This is a genomic window from Kitasatospora sp. CMC57 (assembly GCF_045866025.2).
Lineage (GTDB): Bacteria > Actinomycetota > Actinomycetes > Streptomycetales > Streptomycetaceae > Kitasatospora.
In genome coordinates, this window is the sequence record NZ_AP035881.2 from 5,270,156 (window position 1) to 5,287,515 (window position 17,360).

Consider the following 17,360-nt stretch of genomic DNA (forward strand, 5'->3'; position numbering starts at 1 on the left):
GTCACCACCCTGGAGACCCGAGCCGGGGCACCGCCTCCGCGGTGCCGGACCGGCCCTGTCTCAGCCAGTCGTGAAGAGAGTGCCATGCCCAGCCACCTGCTGCCCGTCGAATCCCCCGAGGTCCCCGCCCAGCCGGGCGAGGGACGCATGGTGCGGCCCGCCGTCGAGGCGATCCCGTTCGCCGGGCTGCGTCTGGTGCACGCCGCGCTCCGCCGCGACCTCGCCCGGTTGCCCAACGCCCTGCGACTGCTCCAGCCCGAGGACACCGCCACCGCCGAGGCGATCCAGCGTCACTGGGACTTCGTCACCGCGATGCTCACCTGCCACCATGAGCAGCAGGACACCCGGATGTGGCCGCTGTTGCGCCGCTTCGCGCCCGAACTCCGGCTGCTGCTCAACTGGCTGGAGTCCGACCACCACAACCTCGACCACTCCTTCACCCGGATCACCACGTTGGTCCGGATCGCCACCAGGGACCCGGCCAGCGCCTGGTCGGTGGCGTACGCGGTGGAGGAGCTGGCCGCTCGGCTGGAGACCCATCTGCGCATCGAGGAACGGCAGTTGCTGCCCCGGCTGGACGGCATCTTCCCGGCCGGATCGCGGATCGGGACCCTGCCGGAGCTGCTCGACCTGCTCCGCGCGGCGGAGGGCCCGGGCACCTCGGACGCGCTGGTCTGGCTGCTGGAGGGCGTGGACCCGGTCCAGGTCGACCGGCTGCTGGCCGACTGCGACGACTCCACCGCCAGGCACTGGCCGCACTGGCGGGACACGTACGCCCGCTGCTCCGACGAACTCTGGGGCCCGCAGCCGTAGTCGGCGGGGCTGATAGCGTCCACGGATGCCCACGCTCTTCGAACCGCAGCTGCTGACCCGTCTCGGCCAGGCCCGCAGGGTGCTGATCGCCGGGGCGGGCGGCGGCTTCGACGTGTACGCCGGTCTGCCCCTGGCCCTCGCGCTGCGCGCGGCCGGACGCGAAGTCCACCTGGCCAGCCTGTCGTTCAGTCACCTGTACGGCCTGGACGCGGACGTCTGGCTGGCATCCGAGGTGGCGGAGATCCGCCCCGACACCCACTCGGCCGAACCGTACTTCCCGGAGCGGACGTTGGCTCGCTGGCTGCGGCTGCACGGCATGCCCGACACCGTCTGGGCGTTCGGCTCGGTCGGGGTGCGGCCGCTGCGCGCCGCGTACCGGGCGCTCTGTGCACACCTCGGCATCGACGCGATCGTGCTGGTGGACGGCGGCACCGACATCCTGATGTGCGGCGACGAGGCCGGCCTCGGCACCCCCGAGGAGGACATGGCCAGCCTGGCGGCGGTGGCCGGGATGCCCGAGGTTCCGGTCCGCCTGGTCAGCTGCCTGGGCTTCGGCGTCGACGCCTACCACGGCGTCAACCACTCGCTTGTGCTGGAGAATCTGGCCGCCCTGGACCGGGACGGCGGTTACCTCGGCGCCTTCTCGCTGCCCCGGGACAGCCGTGAGGGGAGGCTCTACCTGGACGCGGTCGAACACGCCAGGGCCGCCTGCCCCGAGCACCCCAGCATCGTGCACGGCTCGGTCGCGGCCGCGCTGCGCGGCGAGTTCGGTGACGTCAGGTTCACCGACCGGACCAAGGGCGCCGAGCTCTTCGTCAACCCGCTGATGACGCTGTACTTCTCCGTCACCGTCGAGGCGCTGGCCGCCCGCAACCGCTATCTGGACCGGATCGAGCGCACCGTCCTGATGCGTCAGATCAGCACCGTCATCGAGGAGTTCCGGGAAGAGCTCCCGCAGCAGCGGCCGCCCCGGGTCTTCCCGCACTAGGCCCTGTCCGGCGGCTGTCAGGACTTCCGGGCAGCGGCCAGGATCTTGACCACGGTGTGGAAGAACCGCGAAGTGCCCTGGCCCCGGTAGGACTTGGGGAAGGTGGTGGCCGGGTTGGTGTTCATCCGGCCGCCGCGCAGGTGCAGCACGGTGAAGGCGGCGCCCGGGGTGGCGGAGAGGATCTCCCAGTCGCCTTTGGGGGAGCGGACCGGGAACTCCAGGTCGCCGGGCAGCGGTTCGGAGAGGAAAACCACGCAGAGCCGGATCTCGGGAGTGACCTCGACGCCCGCGAAGGGGTCGGACCCGACCAGCTCGGCGATCTCGTCGACGGTGCGCAGCATCACCGGGACGGCGTACCCGAGGGCCTGCTCCAGGTGGCGCTCGATCCGCGCGGCGAGGGTGGCCCGGTCGGCCTCGGCGGTGCTGAAGAAGACGTTGCCGCTCTGGATGTAGGTGCGCACGTCGTCGAGCCCGAGCTCGGTGAAGAGCGCTCGCAGTTGCTCCATCTTCACCGTCCGCCCGCCGACGTTGACGGCCCGCAGGAACGCGATGTACGTGGTGGTCCCGGTCATGGCGTCAGTGTCGCAGCCCCCACTGTCAGTGGCCGCTGGGACACTGGTCGGATGACGACCTGGCAGGATTTCGAACAAGAGGCTCCGGATCTGGCGCCCGCCGTGCGCGCCCGGTTCGAGGCGAACCGGCACCACGTGCTGGCCACCCTGCGCAAGGATGGCGCGCCCCGGGTGAGCGGCACCGAGGTGCAGTTCATCGGAGCGGACATGACCATCGGCTCGATGTACGGCGCACTCAAGGCCCTCGACCTGCGCCGCGACGGCCGGTTCGCACTGCACAGCAACCCGTCCGACCCGACCATGGCCGGCGGCGACGCCAAGGTCTCCGGCATCGCTCGCGAGATCACCGACGAGGTGGAGCTCAGCGCGTACGTCGCGGACCTCCCGGCGGCACCGCCGCCCGGTCCCCTCCACGCCTTCCGGTTGGAGCCGACCGAGGTGGTGTTGACGGAGGTCGAGGGGGACGAGCTGGTGATCCGCTCCTGGCGCCCGGGGCAGGACGCCCGGACGGTGCGTCGGAGCTGACCCGGCCCCGGCCCCGGCGGTTCGCTGAAGCCGGGGCCGGGCTGACCCGGGGTCAGTCGGACAGGACGGCGCGCACGGCCTCCGGCGTCCGGGCGACCACCGCGTGACCGTCGTCGGCCGTGATGATCGGCCGCTGGATCAGGATGGGGTGCTCGGCCATCGCCCCGATCCAGCGGCCCCGGTCCTCGTCGGTCCGGCTCCACTGCTTCATGGCCAGCTCCTTGGCCACCGGCTCGTCCAGCCGGGTGATGTCCCAGGGTTCGAGCCCGAGCCGGGTGAGCACCTGCTCCAGCTCGGCGACGCTCGGCGGGTCCTCCAGATAGCGGCGGACGGTGTACTCGGCCTTCGCCGCTTCCAGCTCGCCGAGCGCGCTACGGCATTTCCCGCAGCGCGGGTTGATCCAGATCTCCATCCGGCCACCCTACTTCGGTCCCGACGGCCGGGCCGCCCGGGAACTCGGCGGCGCACCGGGGGGTTGACCGGAGCAGGGGCTACGGGAGGGGTGGGGATGGACGGCGAGGAGATCATCGGACGGCTGCTCGGCGAGGAGGGCCGGGCCGACCCGTACCCGCTCTACGCCCGGGCGCACCGGCTCGGGCCGGTGAGCGAGGCGGGGCCCAACATGGTGCTGGTGGCCGGCCACCGAGAGGTCAACCAGGTGCTCCGCTCGACCGCCTTCCAGGTCCCGGACGCGGCGCTGCGCGAGCGCTGGGAGGACGGCTATCTGGAGCACAGTTCCAAGGTGCTGCTCGGCGCGTCGATGCTGGAGACCAACGCGCCCGACCACGGGCGGATGCGCTCGCTGATCGCTTCGGTCTTCACCGCCCGCCGGGTCGCCGCCCTGGAGCCCGCCGTGGTGGCGGCGGTCGGCGGACTGCTGGACGAGCTTGCCGGGGCAGCTGCCGCCGGCTCCCCGGTCGACTTCATGGACGCTTTCGCCTACCGCCTGCCGGTCGGGGTGATCTGCGAGCTGCTCGGCGTCCCCGAAGCCGACCGTGCCAGGTTCCGGCCGCTGGCGGACGACCTGACGGCCGCACTGGAGCTGCTCCCGTCCGACCCGGAGCTGGCGGCGGCCGATGCGGCCGCCGACGAACTCTCAGACTACTTCACGGAGTTGGCCGCCCGACGGCAGGCCGAACCGGCCGACGACCTGGTCAGCGCGCTGGTGCAGGCCGCCGCGGCGGACCAGGGGCGGCTGTCCGGGCGGGAGCTGCTGGCCAACTTGGTGCTGCTGCTGGCCGCCGGGTTCGAGACCACCGCCAACCTGCTCGGCAACGGGCTGGCGCTGCTCTTCGACCACCCCGCCGAGCTGGCCGCCCTGCGGACCGGTGAGGTCGCTCCGGCCGGCCTGATGGACGAGGTGCTCCGGTACGACTCGCCCGTACAGCTCACCTCCCGGATCTCGCTCAGCGACGAGCTCACGGTCGGCGGCGTACCGACCCCGTACGGCACCGGCCTCTACCTGCTGCTCGGGGCCGCCAACCGCGACCCGGCCCGCTACGCCGACCCGGAGCGCTTCGACCCGCGCCGCACCGACAGTCAGCCGGTCAGCTTCGGCGGCGGCCCGCACTACTGCCTCGGGGCCCAACTCGCTCGGCTGGAAGCCACGGTGGCGCTGCCGGCGCTGCTCGACCGGTTTCCCCACCTCGCCCCGGCCGGTCCGCCGACCCGCCGCAACCGGCTTGTGCTGCGGGGCTACCGGTCGCTCCCGGTCACCCTCCGCTGAACGTCGCTGAGCCTCGCTTGCGAGGTCCGGTTGATCCCCGCTCCGGCGCTCCGCCAGACTGGCCCCGTGCAGCCCGAAGAACCCGCCCTGATCCCGCCGATCCCCCCGGACCGGCCGGCCCTGCTGCGTTGCCGTCGCTGCGGCCGTCCACTGCACGACCCGGAGTCCCGGATCCTCCGGCTCGGCCCGGGCTGCCGGGGTCCCGAGGACAGCACGCACGTGGTGCCCGGGGAGCAGGAGCCGCTGTTCTGACGGTCACTCCCGGCTGTAGGCGGCGGCGACCAGGGCGGCCACGCCGACGGTGAGCGCGGTGGCGATGAGGAACTTCCAAGTCTTCGTCATGCCATGCCCAACGCCTGCTCCCACCAGGAGAAACGTCCTGTCACCCGGGCGGCTGTGCGGTTGGTGCACAGAGCCCCGAGGGGTGGGAGCATCCCGCCGTCAGGGCTCACGACGGGATCTCCTCATCTCAGGCTCGCCGTGGACTCCTGACCGAGCCCCGACGGTGGGTGCGCCAGATCGCCGCCGCAGCGTCGGGTGTGTCCCTGGTCCGCGGTCAGGGCGCAGCGAGCGCAGAGGAGTTGGTGACATCGCCCGCAGACGGCGAGCTGTGCGACCCGGCCCGGCTCACGGCACCGGGCACAGGGGCGGGCGCTCCCGAGCAGCGCCTCGGAACGGTCCGCCGACCGTGAGCGGCTGTGTTCGATCAGAGCAAGCGCGGCAGGTGACAGGCCGTCTGAACCGCTGCCGGACGCCCAGCGCGTGGCGGCCACCAGGCCGAGGCCGAGCAGCGGGTCGTCCGGCCGGCCGTCGGCCGACCACAGTTCGGCCCGGTTGTTCAGCCGAGCGGTCAGGCTCCGGTCGGCCGGGTCCCGGTCGAGGGCGATGGCTTCGATGGCGGCCCGTGCCTGGTGGTTGACCGGCAGCCTGGTCTCCGGCCAGGCCAGGATCACCGTGGCGCACCGCCGCGCGTAGGTGAGGTCGCCACGCTGGTAGGCGGCTTCGGCCAGGTAGCGGAGTTTCAGCGTCGAAGCCGTACTGCTCAAGGTCTTGAAATGCCGGCGCAGGTCGGGCCACAGCGCCTCGGCGCCCACGGGCGCACGCCGACCGGCGGCCACCAGCCGGACCAGTTCGACCACGTCGATTCCGGGCTCGATCTGGGCGAGCGTACCGTCGAGCGCCTCGTACTCGGCGGCCTCCAGCAGATCCACCACCGCGAGCAGCAGCCAGCGCAGCGCGAGCGGGCCGTCGGCCGTCCGGCAGCCCTCCATCGAGACCCTGGCCGCCATGGCGTGGTCACCGCTCACCAGGTGATACAGCCGGAGGGCGGCCAGAGTTGACGGGGCGTCGGGCGCTTTCGCCTGGGCGCGGATCACGTACGGCAGGGCCCGGTCGGTCCGGTCGAGGGTCAGCCACGCCTGGGCCAGGACGGCGGTGTCCGCCTCGGACCCGAACTCGCCGATCGCCTCCCACGCTTCGGCCGCCGCTCGGAGCCGCTCGACGTCCCGTTCGGCGCCGGTCGCTTCGACCAGTTCGACCCGTGCGGTGACCAGGAGCCTCACGAAGGTCAACGCGACCTGCCGGGGGATTCCCGTCCGGGTGGCGCCCGCCGCGCCATCGAGGGTCAGGGTGATCGCGCCGTCGCCGTCGATCGGGAACACCGGGACGGCAGGCCGTTGGCGGAACGCCCGCCACACGGAGGCCGGATCGGCCGGATCGCCCAGGATCCGGGTGCTCAGCTCCGCGAGCCGGGTGAGCGCCGGGAAGGTGTTCAGGCTGTACAGGCGCTCGCACTCCGGTAGGTACGCGGCCCAGCCGAACGAGGCGCGGACGACGTGGACCCGGTCGTCGGTGCTGGTCCACGGGTCGGCGAAGGGCGGCATCGAGGCGAGCGGGTAGCACGCGACGGCGGTGCCGGACGGCGCTCCGAACACGGGCCGCTGGTGGTCGCCGAAGCCGACCTGCCCCGCGTACGTGTCGAGGACCTGCGCGGCGGACGGACGGTCCGTCGGCTCGGCCGCCGCCGCCCGTTCGACCAGCTCGGTCAGCCAGCGCCAAGAGACGGGCAGCGGACCGGAGTCGGCGAGGCAGTCCCGAAGGGTGGCGCCCCAGGCCCAGACGTCCATCGCCGGGGCGGCCGGGGCGCCCGCCCGCTGTTCGGGGGCGGCGTACTCCGGCGTCATCCGCCGGCTCACCATTTCGCCCACCCGGGCCTGCGACTCCAGGTCCGACAGCCAGGTGTGCCACCGGGCGGGCCCGTCCGGCAGCCCGTCGTCGCCGTGGTGGAAGAGCAGGTTGTCCGGTTTGACGTCGCCGTGGATCAGCCCCTCCTGGTGAAGGCGCTGCAACGCGGCGGCCAACGCGAGCCCGTGGTAAGCCAGTTCGGCCGCGCCGAGTCGGCCGGCCGTCACTCGGTCCCGCAGGCTCCCGCCCTGGCAGTAGGGCATGCAGAGGTAGGTCACGGGGCCGCCCGAGGTGAGGCTGAGGGTCTCCTCCAGGGGGACCACCCCGCCGAAGCCGAAGCGCATCATCCGCAGCGCCTCGCTCTCCCGGATCGCCCGCGACCCCGGGCCCGTCGGGCCGTCCGCCGCGAACCCCTTGAGTGCCAGGAGCCGACCGTCCGGCCGGCGTCCCACCAGGACTGTCGCGTGCGGCCCGTCGAGCTGCCGGACGATCTCGTAGTGGGCGACGGTGTCGTGGGCGCGAGCCCGGCGCAGGTCGGCCGCGGCGCGCAGCGCGTCCGTGAAGTAGGAGTCGGCGAACGGGTCGGCGAACGCGTCGCCGAGCCGTTCGCCGCGACGTCGCCACGGGAGGCTCATCGGGCGGCACCCCCGTCGAGCTGGAAGACCGCGTAGGCCCGGCACACCTCGGACCACCGGCGGCGGTGGAAGGCCAACGTCCCCAGGATCAACATGCTGATCTCCTGGCTGAGTTCGCCGTCGAGCGCCCGGTAGAGCTGGTCGAGTACGGCCGTCCCCGACGTGCGCCAGCGGCCGGTCGATTCGTCGTCCTGTACCTCGCCGGTCGGGAAGTACCCGAGCACCGCATCGACGAACCCCCGCTCCGGCGCCGCGAGAGCCGCACCCCGGAACGCCTCCGCCGTCGCGTGGACCCGCACCCGCACCGGCTCGTACGCCAGCCTGAGCTGGCGCAACTCATCTGCCACTGACCGTACTTGAGCGTCGAAGTCCGCCGAACCCCGCTCCCAGGAGGATGGCGTCCGGTCGAGGATGGACTCGAACATCACCAGGTAGTCGCGGTGCACCGCCTCCAGGTCGGCCAGCAACTGCTCCAGCAGGCGCCGCCGGTGCCCCTCCGCCGGTGAGGCAAGCGCACCGTACAGCCGGGTGGCGAGGTCGACCGTCGACTGCGCCGCCGCCTCGGCGGCCAGGTGGAAGTGCACCCCGCCGTGCACCTCACCGGCCTGGACCGTCGAACCCAGCACCACCACGTCGGAGATCGAGTTCCGCACCTCCGACCGCCCGTCCGGGGCGCCCCCGAGTCCCGCGCCCGTTCCCATCCACCACCTCCGCCGTGCTTGGCACCACGTCCGGTGTCCGATGCTAGGCGTTGGGTCAACTCCGCTGGCTGCTTCCGGAGTTCCGTGCGCTCTCCGCGCCATGAAGAGAGGAACCCCAGCCGACGCACGGCTGGGGTTCCTCGGTGTGCGATGACGGTCGGTCAGCAGGAGGAGTCACCCGTGCTGTGAACCGCTCGTCCCCGCGTCGGCAGACCGCGCCCAATCGCGGTCACCGTGGGTCAGGCCGGTCAGTGCTGCAGGGTGAGGACACCCGGCCGCCACGGCAGCTGGTCGTAGGGACCGCCTGCGGTGGGGGACTTGCCCTGGTAGAGGAGCTGGAGGTTGCAGGGGTCGATGGTCATGGTCTGGTCGGGGTTGTTGCGGACGAGGTCGCCGTGGCTGATGTCGTTGGTCCAGGTGGCGCCGCTGTTGGCCTTGCCGGCGAAGGGGTTGGCTTCGGTGGCGGCCTGGGGGGTCCAGGAGCCGTTGAGGCTGGTGGCGGTGAAGGAGCGGAAGTAGCGCTGCTCGTTGGCGCCGCGTGCCTCGACGATCATGAGGTACTGGTTCTGGCCCTTGACCTTGTAGACCTGGGGGGCTTCGAAGAGGTTCTTGACGGTGTCGGTCATGACGGTGGTGTAGGAGGAGCCGAAGTTGCCGGGGAAGTTCCCGATCGGCATGCTCGCGCGGTAGATGCTGCCGTTGTCACCGGCGAAGAACAGGTACATGTTCTGGTCGTCGGCGATCAGGGTCTGGTCGATGGGGGCGGCGCCGGGGATGCCGCCGGTGAAGAGCGGCTGGGGGGCGGACCAGCCGTTGGGGTTGGTCGGGTCGCTGGAGGTGCGGTAGATGAACGGCCAGGCACCCCACTGGTAGGCGAGCACCCAGATGTTCTTGGGCGCGAAGTAGAACAGCGTCGGCGCCACCGTGGCCTGGTTCATCCCGATCTGAGCGGCCGAGCCCATGTCCGACCAGTTGGTGAACGGGCTGAACGCCATCGAACCGTACGAGGACCCGGACACGTTCGACGCGTAGACCAGGTGCTTGCCGTTGTAGACGACGTCGGTGAAGTCCTTCAGCGCGGCCCAGCCGTTGGCCGGCTGTGCCAGGACGCCCGTGGACGACCAGCGGTAGGTGGACGGAAGGGCGCAACTGCCGCCCGTCGGCGTGGGAGTGGGCGTCGACCCGCCGGACAGGCCGGTCCACTGCTGGTTGGTTCCGCCGTTGCACGTCCAGAGCTGCACCGCCGTGCCGTTGGTGGTGCCCTTGGCTGCGACATCGAGGCACAGCCCGGACTCGACGCCGACGATCGTGCCGTCGGAGTTCACCCGCCACTGCTGGTTCGCGCCGCCGCTACAGGCCCAGATCTGCACCCGGGTACCGGCCGTGGTGGCGTGGCCCGGGACGTCCAGGCACTTGCTGCCGTACACGGTGAGCTGGTTGCTCGACGTCGACGTCCACAACTGGTTGGTGCCGCCCGAGCAGTCGTAGATCTGCAGGAGGGCGCCGTCGGTCTGGCTGGCGTTCGCCACGTCGAGACACCGGTTGGAACTCACACTGCGCAGGGCGCCGCTGGTGGCGGCCTGCGCCGGGTTGGCGACGAGCATCGCCGCCAGGGCGACCACAGCCGCGACCACGGCGGTGAGCATCACAGACAGCTGCCTGCGACTGGAACTTCGTGCGTGCATGGGAACCTCCTTCGTGAACAGGGGTGGGACTGTCACACGGCTCTGCCGTCGCTCCGCGCGCGTGCTGTCAGGGCAGCGCCGAGCGTGGTCGAGCCAGGGCGGGCCACTGCGCGGTGTCCGCGCCGTCCGTTAGCGCTAACAATTCACGCCGAACACGGGCCCGCCCCGCGATGTACCGTCAGCTGGTGCTGCAGGAGACCGTCGGCCAGGTGGTGCTGCCGTTCTTCATGATGGTCATGCCCCAGTTGTTGCCCGCGCCGTTGGGGGTGGCGACGAGCGTCTGGGTGTCCGGGTAGGACGTGTTGACGTTCCAGGTCGTGGCGACCTTCTCCGGGGAGGGGATCTTCGCGGTCACCTTCCAGGTGCTGGACCCGGTGACCGAAACGTTCAGGTTGTAGCGGTCGCTCCACGAGTCACCGGCGGAGAGCGTGGCGGTGCAGCCGCCGCCGGTGCCGCCACCACCCGTCGTGCCCAGCGTGATGTTGGAGCTGCCGCTGCTCTGGTAGCCCTCGGTGGCCAGGATCTCGTAGTTCATGGTGCCGAGGTTCATGCCGTACTTGGCCCACGCGTCGAAGTGGTTCCCGACGGTGATGGTCCCGCCGGTCCGCCTGTTCTGACGGACGCTCCAGTACTGGTTGAAGGTCTTGGTGCCTTCGATGGAAGGGGCGTTGTAGCGCGTCGTCTCGTAGATGTCGTAGACGCCGCCGTCGCTCGTGACGGTGCCCTTGTACGCGCCGGTGGGCTTGTAGGAGCCGTAGTTCTCGACGATGTAGTACTCGACGAGCGGGTTGGTGCTCCAGCCGTACAGCGACAGGTACGCGTTGCCGTTGGTGCTCCAACTGCCTGAGTAAGTCACCGGGTTGCGTGACCCCTTGCTCCAGCCCTTGCCCGCGACGAAGTTCGCGGCGTTGGACCACGAGGTGCCGTAGTTGCCGCCGCCGTTCAGGGACATCGAGGGACCGGCGCGCTCGGTCCAGAACGAGTAGAAGTATCCGCCGTCGGTGCCGGTCTGGTTCGTGGTGACGGTCGCGGCCTCGGCGGTGCCGGGCAGCAGGAGGACGACCGCGAGGGCCGGCGCGAGCACGCGGGCCATTCTGGCGGCGTGCCAGATACGGTTGATGCTGCGGCTCTTGGGGTGGGGGGAGTTCACGGAGGTGATCCGTCCTGCCGATGGGTGGGGGAGGGGTGGGGGCAGCCCTGCGGAGTCGTGCGGGTGGGGCACGAAGCCGACATGCCATCAACGTCACGGCGTCCGAAGCCAGTTGGCGAACGCGGCCTGGATCCCAAGGCCGTTCGGACTTGTCGACGGCGATAGTGTTGGCCTGCACCTGAGGAGCTGTCAACACTTTCGACAGGAACAGCGATAGATTCGATGGGGTTTCGAGTCGGGTCTTCCGGGCAATGCGCTGGTCAGCGCTCTATGGCCTGTAGAAAGTGCAACAACTTGCCCCTGATTCCCGCATGCATTCCCGAGAACTGCGCAACTTGTGGCAGTACGTTTCGAAAGTTTCGCTCGATCCGGTCCGGCTGAGCCGCGTGCCGGCGATCAGTCAGGCGTCGAAGGGGACGACGACCCAGGACCAGCCGAGCGCCACCGGGATACGGGTAGCTCCCTTCGGACGGCCGCGATGCCCCGGCCGAGCGGATGCACGGAGCTTCAACGGATGGGATGAGTTGAGAAGCCCCGAGCGATGACCGGCAGTCGCAGCCGGTCGCTACGCGGTGCCACCTGCCGTGAAGCTGTGGCGATGGCGTCCGGATCCCGGAGGGCCCGAGCCGATGCGACGAGGCGGTAGCGTCGACCGATCGCTTCACGAGCCTTCGCGACCGGCTGCGTTGGCGACGAGGACGTTCAGCCGACCGAACCGCGCGGCGATCGCCGCGCCTCGGAGATGACTCGATCCTCGGTGAGGGGCGGCTGGCGGCGTCGGCGGCATTCCGAAGCTACGTTTCGGGTTCAACGATGGGCGGCCGGTCAGATGGCGGGGCGGTAGAAGAAGGTCTTGCGACGGGTGATCTTGCCGTCCACCAGGACGTAGGTGTCGGCGAACTGTTCGTCCAGCGGGTCGCCGCTGACGGACTCGCCCCGGAAGCGACCCCAGCAGGCGGCCGTCTCGAGACCCTCCGTCACGTGGTCCACCTCGTGGCTGCCGGAGGCGATGATCCGCTCGTGTGTGTAGAAGCGGCTGATCCGTCCGAGGCCCACCAGCGGTTCGTAGCCAGGGCGTTCATAGACGGCGTGCTCGGCGAAGACCTCGGCCAGGCCCTCCCAGCGGCGGCCGTCCACGACGTCGAACAGGTGGCGGACCAGGCTCTCGGCCGCAATCGTGTCGGGCACGGTGTTCCCCGGTCCGAAGTCGTCACGGATCACGGGACCAACCCCGGGAGCCGGGCCGGGTCGGGACGGCCCACGGTCAGGCCGAGGCGTTCCAGGGAGTCGAGCAGTTCGATGAGGCCAGCCCGGTCGTCCGGGCCACGGCGCATGCTGGTGAGGACGGTGGCGGCGCCGCCGGCCTCCTCGACGCTCTGCCACAGGGCCGGGGCGAGCACCGGGTGGGCGCTGACCTCGACCAGGACGTCATGGTCCGTCAGCAGCTGCGCGGTCGCGTCGGCGAGCAGCACGGGCTGCCGCAGGTTCTGGGCGAAGTACCCCGCGGTGGCCTGCTGCCAGTCGAGCTCCTTCCCGGTGACCGAGGAGATCATCGGGACCCGACCCGGCCGGGGGGTCAGCTCGCCGATCGCCTCCTCCAGGTCGGCCAGGATCGGGTCGATTCCCGGGCTGTGGGCCGGCAGGTCGACCCGGACCATCGCGCAGAGCACGTCCGCGGCCTGGAGCGCGGCGACGATCGACTCCAGCGCGGTCCGGTCGCCGGCCAGCACGGTGGTGCGCGGCCCGTTGCGCCCGGCGACGGAGACGCTCCCCTCGTGTCCGCGCAGGTGTGCCGAGAGGTCGTCGGCCGAGAGCTCCACCACGGCCATGCCGTTGGCCGGCCCGGCCACCCGGCGCTGCTGGTCGCTGTAGTGGTGGACCAACCGGGCGGCGTCCGGCAGGTCGAGGATGCCCGCGATGACGGAGGCGGCCACCTCGCCGATGCTGTGCCCCGCGACGGCGCCCGGCCGGACCCCCGCCGACTCCAGCCAGCGGGCGATGCCCACTTGGAGGGCGAAGATGATGGGCTGCATGACGCCGACGTCGCCCGTCCTGGCCTCGGGCTCGTCGAGGAAGAGCTCGTGGACCAGCGACCAGCCGGTGTGTCGGACCAGCTCGGCGTCGCACTCCTCCAGGGCCGCGCGGAAGGCGGGTTCGGTGCGGAACAGCGTCCGCCCCATGCCGACCCACTGCTGGCCGTAGGGCGAGCAGACGTAGGCGACCCGGGGGCCGTCCGGCCCGGCCGGCGGTGGGCCGCCGGAGGTGTCCTCGGTCGTCAAGGGTGCAGGCGTGCGGCCGAGTTCGCTCAGTCGCTGCCCCGGACCGGCGGCCACCGCGTCGAGCAGCTCGGTGAACTCCCGCACGAGTCGTTCGCCATCCTCGGGGAGGAACAGGTCGAGGGCGTAGGTGAGGCTGCCGTCGATCCCGTCCGGCGCACGCTCCTCGGCGAAGCCCTCGAAGAGCTCGAAGCGGAGGTCGAAGCGGGTGATCCCCTCCGCCACCGGCTCGACCCCGACCTCCAGCCCGGGGAGGCCGAGCTCGGTGCTCGCGTTGTTCTGGAACGCGAGCATCACCTGGATGAGCGGGTGCCAGGCGGGCGAGCGCGGCGGGTTGAGGGCCTGGACCAGGTGGTCGAAGGGCACGTCCTGGTGGGCGAAGGCCGCCAGGTCGGTGCCGCGCACCCGGACCAGCAGCTCCCGGAAGCTCGGGTCGCCGTCGGTCCGGGTGCGCAGCACCAGGGTGTTGACGAAGAATCCGATCAGGTCGTCGAGGCCCTCGTCACCGCGCCCGGCGGTGGGGATGCCGATGGCGATGTCGGTGCCGGCTCCGCGCCTGGTGAGCAGGGCCGCGAGGGCGGCCTGCACCACCATGAACACGCTGGTGCCGGTCTCCCGCGCCAGCTGGTGCAGCGCCTGGTGGGTCGCCCGAGTGATCCGGAAGGGCACCCGGGCACCCCTGTGCGAGGGCGTCTGCGGACGCGGGGCCGCCACGTCGAGCCGTAGGCGGTCCGGCATGCCGGCCAACTCGCTGTGCCAGAAGGCGAGCTGACGGTTCACCAGGCTGTTGGGGTCGTCCGCTGCGCCCAGCAGCTCGTCCTGCCAGAGCGTGTAGTCGACGTACTGGACCGGGAGTCCGGCCCAGGAGGGCTCCAGACCGAGGTGGCGCGCGGCGTACGCGGACGCCAGGTCGGACTGGAGCGGAAGCAGTGACCAGCCGTCGCAGGCGATGTGGTGGACGGTCAGGAGCAGCACGTGTTCCTGCGGGGCCAGCCGGAACAGCCGGGCCCGAAGCGGCGTCTCGACGGTGAGGTCGAAGGGGTAGCCGGCGGCGGCGCTGAGCGCCCCGGGCAGCTGGGCCTCGGTGGTGGCGTCGACCGGCAGCTCGACCGGGGCCTCCTCCGGCTCCAGGACGATCTGCTGGGGCCGGCCGTCCCAGTCGGGGTAGGCGGTGCGCAGGCTCTCGTGCCGGGCGACCAGGTCACCGAGGGCCAGCCGCAGGGCCGTCAGGTCGAGGGGGCCGCCCAGGCGGTACGCCATCGGCATGTTGTAGTGCCCGGCCGCGCCGTGCAGGCGGTTCAGGAACCAGAGCCGACGCTGGGTCTGCGAGAGCGGAATCTCGGCCGGGCGCTCCAGGCGGCGCAGCGCCGGGCGCCTGTTGCCGGACCCCTGCTCCAGGTGCTCGGCGAGCTGCGCCACGGTCGGGGCCTCGAAGACCGTCCGGACCGGGACCTCCACGTCCAGGGCGGCCCGGATTCGGCCGGCCAGCCGGGTGGCCAGCAGCGAGTGGCCGCCGAGATCGAAGAAGGAGTCGTCGATGGTGACCTGGTCCACCCCCAGCACCTGGGCGAAGACCGCGCAGAGGATCTCCTCCCGCCGACCCCGCGGCGCGCGACCGGTGCGCTCGCTCACGGCCGACCCCCGCTGACCGCGGCGCGGACCGGGGCCGGCCAGGCGGCGGTGTCCAGGCCGTACTGGCAGAGGAAGGCGTAGACCAGTCGCTCCAGGCCGAAGCCCACGCAGCCGCTGCGGGTCGGACCGTCGGTGCCGTGGTCGATGCCGAAGACCTTGCCGAACAGGTCGTCGTGGAAGTTGAAGGAGCCGACGGCGATCGTCCGCCCGGCGGCCACGTCCAGCCGGAGCTCGTACTTGAGCTCCAACAGCCGCTGGGACCAGATGCGTTCGGAGGTGTCGGTGCCGCAGAAGAACGGGTCGTTGCCCACCTCGCACCGCCCGCTCAGGCCGAGCTCCTCGACGAAGGCGAAGACCTTGTGCATGAAGCGCTCGCGGGAGCTCAGCACATCCTCGCGGGCGCCCATGAAGACCATCTCGCGGATGGTGAAGTCCCAGAGCCGCTCCAGGCTGGTGGCGTACGCGGCCTCGTAGCGGAAGGACTTGCCGCGCGAGGTGACCACGTGCAGGCGGTCGCCGTCCAGCGTGCGGTGGCTGTACTGGTTGAAGGTGTGGTAGCACATCGTCGGCGGCAGGCAGTAGTCCACGTTGCCGCAGGAGTCCAGCACCGCGGGGTCGATGCCGGTGACGGCCTGCTTCTGCTGGAAGCCGCGGTAGACGTCCAGGTCGTTGCGGAGCCGGGTGACGAACATCAGGTGCTGCGGGAAGGACTTGAAGTAGCCCGCCGTCTCCAGCGCCTTCGTCGGGATCAGGGTCGGGTACTGGTACTCCCGGACCTCGTGGTCCTCGGCCAGCAGATCGCAGACCGCCCGGTCGAAGTAGTCGAAGAGGGAGATCAGCGGCTCGCCGAGGGCGACCTGGCCCTCGCCGACCTCGGTCACCGCGCCGGTGGCGGCGAGGAGTTCGAAGACGTCCTGGTGCAGCGGACGGGTGTGCGGGGAGGTCCAGACGGCCTTCGGCGGGGTCACCCACTGCTTCCGGACGTCGTTGTCCACCATGGAGTTGACCTTCTCGGTCAGCGCCTCGTGGGGGAGCGGCCGCTCGGACCGGAGCGTCACGGAGCGCACCTCGCCGCCGTCCGCGGTCACCTCGAAGCCGGTGATCTCGGGCGACACGAAGAAGAGCCGACGCTCGATCTCGGTGGCCAGCGCCTCGGGGATCGGGCTGTGCAGGTCGATCCGGGTGAGGACGTCGTCGGTGTGCGTCATGGTGGGTTTTCCTCGCCGGTGGGAGAGCGGTCGGACGGGCCGGCGCGCGGCGGCGGGTTCCGCCGCGCGCCCGTGGGGGGACTAGGCGGTGGCCGCCGTGCGGGAGGTGACCAGGCGGACCAGGCCGTCGACAGTACGGAAGTTGTCGAAGTCCATGTCGGCCGGGCCGAGGGCGAACGCAAACTCCTTCTCCACGAAGAGCGCGAGCTGCATCGCGAACAGGGAGTTGACGTAGCCGAGGGCGAAGAAGTCGTCGCTGTCGGCCAACGGCTGGCCGTTCAGCTGCGGGGCGAGGAACTCACGGACCCGGGCACGTACGTCGTCGTTCGTCATCTCTGGTGTCTCCTTGTGTGGTTGAGGGGAATCAGTAGGTGTAGAAGCCCTGGCCGGTCTTGCGGCCGAGGAGTCGGGCGTCGACCATCTTCTGGAGCAGCGGGGCCGGGCGGTACTTGCTGTCCTTGAAGCTCTCGTACATGACCGTGATGGAGTTCAGGATCGTGTCGAGGCCGATCAGGTCACCGGTCTCCAGCGGGCCCATCTTGTGGCCGAAGCAGCCGCGGAACATCTTGTCGACGTCCTCGGCCGAGGCGATGCCCTCCTGGACGCAGAAGACGGCCTCGTTGATGGTTACCATCAGGACCCGGTTGGTGACGAAGCCGGGGGCGTCCTGGACGACGATGCCCTCCTTGCCCATCTCCGCCAGCAGGGCGAGCGTGGTGCTCATGGTCTCCTCGCTGGTGAAGTGGCCGTTGACCACCTCGACGGCGTCCATCATCGGGACCGGGTTCATGAAGTGCAGCCCGAGGATCGCGGCCGGCCGGCCGGTGACCGAGCCCACCCGGGTGATCGGCACGGCCGAAGTGTTCACGCCGAAGATCACGCCGGGCCGGCAGATGGCGTCGATCCGCTGGTAGACCTCGCGCTTGACGTCCCAGTTCTCGGTGACGTTCTCGACCACGAAATCGGCCTCGGCCAGCGCATCGAGCTCGGTGGCAGTGCTGATCCGGGCCGCGATGGTGCTGGCGTCCTCCTTCAGCGGCCGGCCGAGCAGCATCGGCTGGACCAGCAGGTCGCGGCGGATCTGGGACACCGCGCTGTCGAGTTGGGCCTGCGAGATGTCCACGAGGACCACTTCGAACCCGGACTCGGCGAAGGACTGGGCGACGCCACGGCCGATCGTGCCTGCGCCGATCACGCCTACGGTTCGGATGCTCACGGGGGTTACCGCCTTTGTGCGTTGAAAAGGAGAGGGGTGGCCGGGGCGG

General features: G+C 71.0%; 16 protein-coding genes. 5 read left to right on the plus strand and 11 right to left on the minus strand.

All coding sequences use genetic code 11. From position 1 onward, the window contains the following. Positions 1-84: 84 nt before the first annotated feature. Together ACKUU6_RS23685 and ACKUU6_RS23690 are read left to right on the plus strand one after the other, a co-directional pair. Positions 85-813, plus strand: coding sequence for a hemerythrin domain-containing protein (locus tag ACKUU6_RS23685; RefSeq protein ID WP_407990572.1), 729 nt, complete (start codon positions 85-87; stop codon positions 811-813). A 25-nt stretch (positions 814-838) separates the two neighbouring features. Beyond that, positions 839-1,801 (plus strand): DUF1152 domain-containing protein, encoded by a 963-nt coding sequence (locus ACKUU6_RS23690; RefSeq protein WP_407990573.1) that lies wholly within the window; start codon positions 839-841, stop codon positions 1,799-1,801. A gap of 17 nt (positions 1,802-1,818) precedes the next feature. On the opposite strand, the gene ACKUU6_RS23695 is transcribed toward ACKUU6_RS23690, so the two are convergent. Then, positions 1,819-2,373, minus strand: coding sequence for a DUF1697 domain-containing protein (locus ACKUU6_RS23695; RefSeq protein WP_407990574.1), 555 nt, complete (start codon positions 2,371-2,373; stop codon positions 1,819-1,821). 51 nt (positions 2,374-2,424) lie between these two features. Here ACKUU6_RS23695 and ACKUU6_RS23700 point away from each other — a divergent pair, with 51 nt between their 5' ends. Further along, complete coding sequence (locus tag ACKUU6_RS23700; protein ID WP_407990575.1) at positions 2,425-2,898, plus strand: pyridoxamine 5'-phosphate oxidase family protein; 474 nt, start codon at positions 2,425-2,427, stop codon at positions 2,896-2,898. A gap of 52 nt (positions 2,899-2,950) precedes the next feature. On the opposite strand, the gene ACKUU6_RS23705 is transcribed toward ACKUU6_RS23700, so the two are convergent. Next, positions 2,951-3,310: an arsenate reductase family protein gene (locus ACKUU6_RS23705; RefSeq protein WP_407990576.1), complete on the minus strand. Its 360-nt coding sequence runs from the start codon at positions 3,308-3,310 to the stop codon at positions 2,951-2,953. Between the two features lie 96 nt (positions 3,311-3,406). On the opposite strand from ACKUU6_RS23705, the gene ACKUU6_RS23710 reads away from it, so the two are divergent. Further along, on the plus strand, positions 3,407-4,624 hold the full coding sequence (locus ACKUU6_RS23710) for a cytochrome P450 (RefSeq protein ID WP_407990577.1): 1,218 nt from the start codon (positions 3,407-3,409) through the stop codon (positions 4,622-4,624). A gap of 66 nt (positions 4,625-4,690) precedes the next feature. After that, entirely contained in the window at positions 4,691-4,876 is a 186-nt protein-coding gene (locus ACKUU6_RS23715; protein WP_407990578.1) for a DUF6011 domain-containing protein, read from the plus strand. A gap of 212 nt (positions 4,877-5,088) precedes the next feature. On the opposite strand, the gene ACKUU6_RS23720 is transcribed toward ACKUU6_RS23715, so the two are convergent. From ACKUU6_RS23720 to ACKUU6_RS23760, 9 genes are all read right to left on the minus strand, one after another. After that, complete coding sequence (locus tag ACKUU6_RS23720; protein ID WP_407990579.1) at positions 5,089-7,443, minus strand: protein kinase domain-containing protein; 2,355 nt, start codon at positions 7,441-7,443, stop codon at positions 5,089-5,091. Continuing rightward, complete coding sequence (locus ACKUU6_RS23725; protein ID WP_407990580.1) at positions 7,440-8,144, minus strand: hypothetical protein; 705 nt, start codon at positions 8,142-8,144, stop codon at positions 7,440-7,442. The genes ACKUU6_RS23720 and ACKUU6_RS23725 overlap by 4 nt, the downstream gene beginning before the upstream one ends. Before the next feature lie 248 nt (positions 8,145-8,392). Next, on the minus strand, positions 8,393-9,829 hold the full coding sequence (locus ACKUU6_RS23730; RefSeq protein ID WP_407990581.1) for a non-reducing end alpha-L-arabinofuranosidase family hydrolase: 1,437 nt from the start codon (positions 9,827-9,829) through the stop codon (positions 8,393-8,395). Positions 9,830-10,007: 178 nt separating this feature from the next. Then, a complete protein-coding gene (locus tag ACKUU6_RS23735; protein WP_407992212.1) occupies positions 10,008-10,922 on the minus strand; it encodes a glycoside hydrolase family 11 protein in 915 nt (304 codons plus the stop codon). Between the two features lie 882 nt (positions 10,923-11,804). Beyond that, positions 11,805-12,167 (minus strand): nuclear transport factor 2 family protein, encoded by a 363-nt coding sequence (locus tag ACKUU6_RS23740; RefSeq protein WP_407990582.1) that lies wholly within the window; start codon positions 12,165-12,167, stop codon positions 11,805-11,807. Positions 12,168-12,196: 29 nt separating this feature from the next. Next, positions 12,197-14,887 (minus strand): condensation domain-containing protein, encoded by a 2,691-nt coding sequence (locus tag ACKUU6_RS23745; protein WP_407990583.1) that lies wholly within the window; start codon positions 14,885-14,887, stop codon positions 12,197-12,199. Next, entirely contained in the window at positions 14,884-16,095 is a 1,212-nt protein-coding gene (locus ACKUU6_RS23750) for a hypothetical protein (protein ID WP_407990584.1), read from the minus strand. The genes ACKUU6_RS23745 and ACKUU6_RS23750 overlap by 4 nt, the downstream gene beginning before the upstream one ends. Before the next feature lie 81 nt (positions 16,096-16,176). Then, entirely contained in the window at positions 16,177-16,428 is a 252-nt protein-coding gene (locus ACKUU6_RS23755; RefSeq protein ID WP_407990585.1) for an acyl carrier protein, read from the minus strand. Positions 16,429-16,459: 31 nt separating this feature from the next. Then, a complete protein-coding gene (locus tag ACKUU6_RS23760; protein ID WP_407990586.1) occupies positions 16,460-17,311 on the minus strand; it encodes a 3-hydroxyacyl-CoA dehydrogenase family protein in 852 nt (283 codons plus the stop codon). Between the last annotated feature and the right edge of the window lie 49 nt (positions 17,312-17,360).

Bases quoted from the DNA above. Each gene is read 5' to 3' on its own strand.
- ACKUU6_RS23685 (WP_407990572.1), top strand. From the start codon at position 85: ATGCCCAGCCACCTGCTGCCCGTCGAATCCCCCGAGGTCCCCGCCCAG.
- ACKUU6_RS23690 (WP_407990573.1), top strand. From the start codon at position 839: ATGCCCACGCTCTTCGAACCGCAGCTGCTGACCCGTCTCGGCCAGGCC.
- ACKUU6_RS23695 (WP_407990574.1), bottom strand. From the start codon at position 2,373: ATGACCGGGACCACCACGTACATCGCGTTCCTGCGGGCCGTCAACGTC.
- ACKUU6_RS23700 (WP_407990575.1), top strand. From the start codon at position 2,425: ATGACGACCTGGCAGGATTTCGAACAAGAGGCTCCGGATCTGGCGCCC.
- ACKUU6_RS23705 (WP_407990576.1), bottom strand. From the start codon at position 3,310: ATGGAGATCTGGATCAACCCGCGCTGCGGGAAATGCCGTAGCGCGCTC.
- ACKUU6_RS23710 (WP_407990577.1), top strand. From the start codon at position 3,407: ATGGACGGCGAGGAGATCATCGGACGGCTGCTCGGCGAGGAGGGCCGG.
- ACKUU6_RS23720 (WP_407990579.1), bottom strand. From the start codon at position 7,443: ATGAGCCTCCCGTGGCGACGTCGCGGCGAACGGCTCGGCGACGCGTTC.
- ACKUU6_RS23725 (WP_407990580.1), bottom strand. From the start codon at position 8,144: ATGGGAACGGGCGCGGGACTCGGGGGCGCCCCGGACGGGCGGTCGGAG.
- ACKUU6_RS23730 (WP_407990581.1), bottom strand. From the start codon at position 9,829: ATGCACGCACGAAGTTCCAGTCGCAGGCAGCTGTCTGTGATGCTCACC.
- ACKUU6_RS23735 (WP_407992212.1), bottom strand. From the start codon at position 10,922: ATGGCCCGCGTGCTCGCGCCGGCCCTCGCGGTCGTCCTCCTGCTGCCC.
- ACKUU6_RS23750 (WP_407990584.1), bottom strand. From the start codon at position 16,095: ATGACGCACACCGACGACGTCCTCACCCGGATCGACCTGCACAGCCCG.
- ACKUU6_RS23755 (WP_407990585.1), bottom strand. From the start codon at position 16,428: ATGACGAACGACGACGTACGTGCCCGGGTCCGTGAGTTCCTCGCCCCG.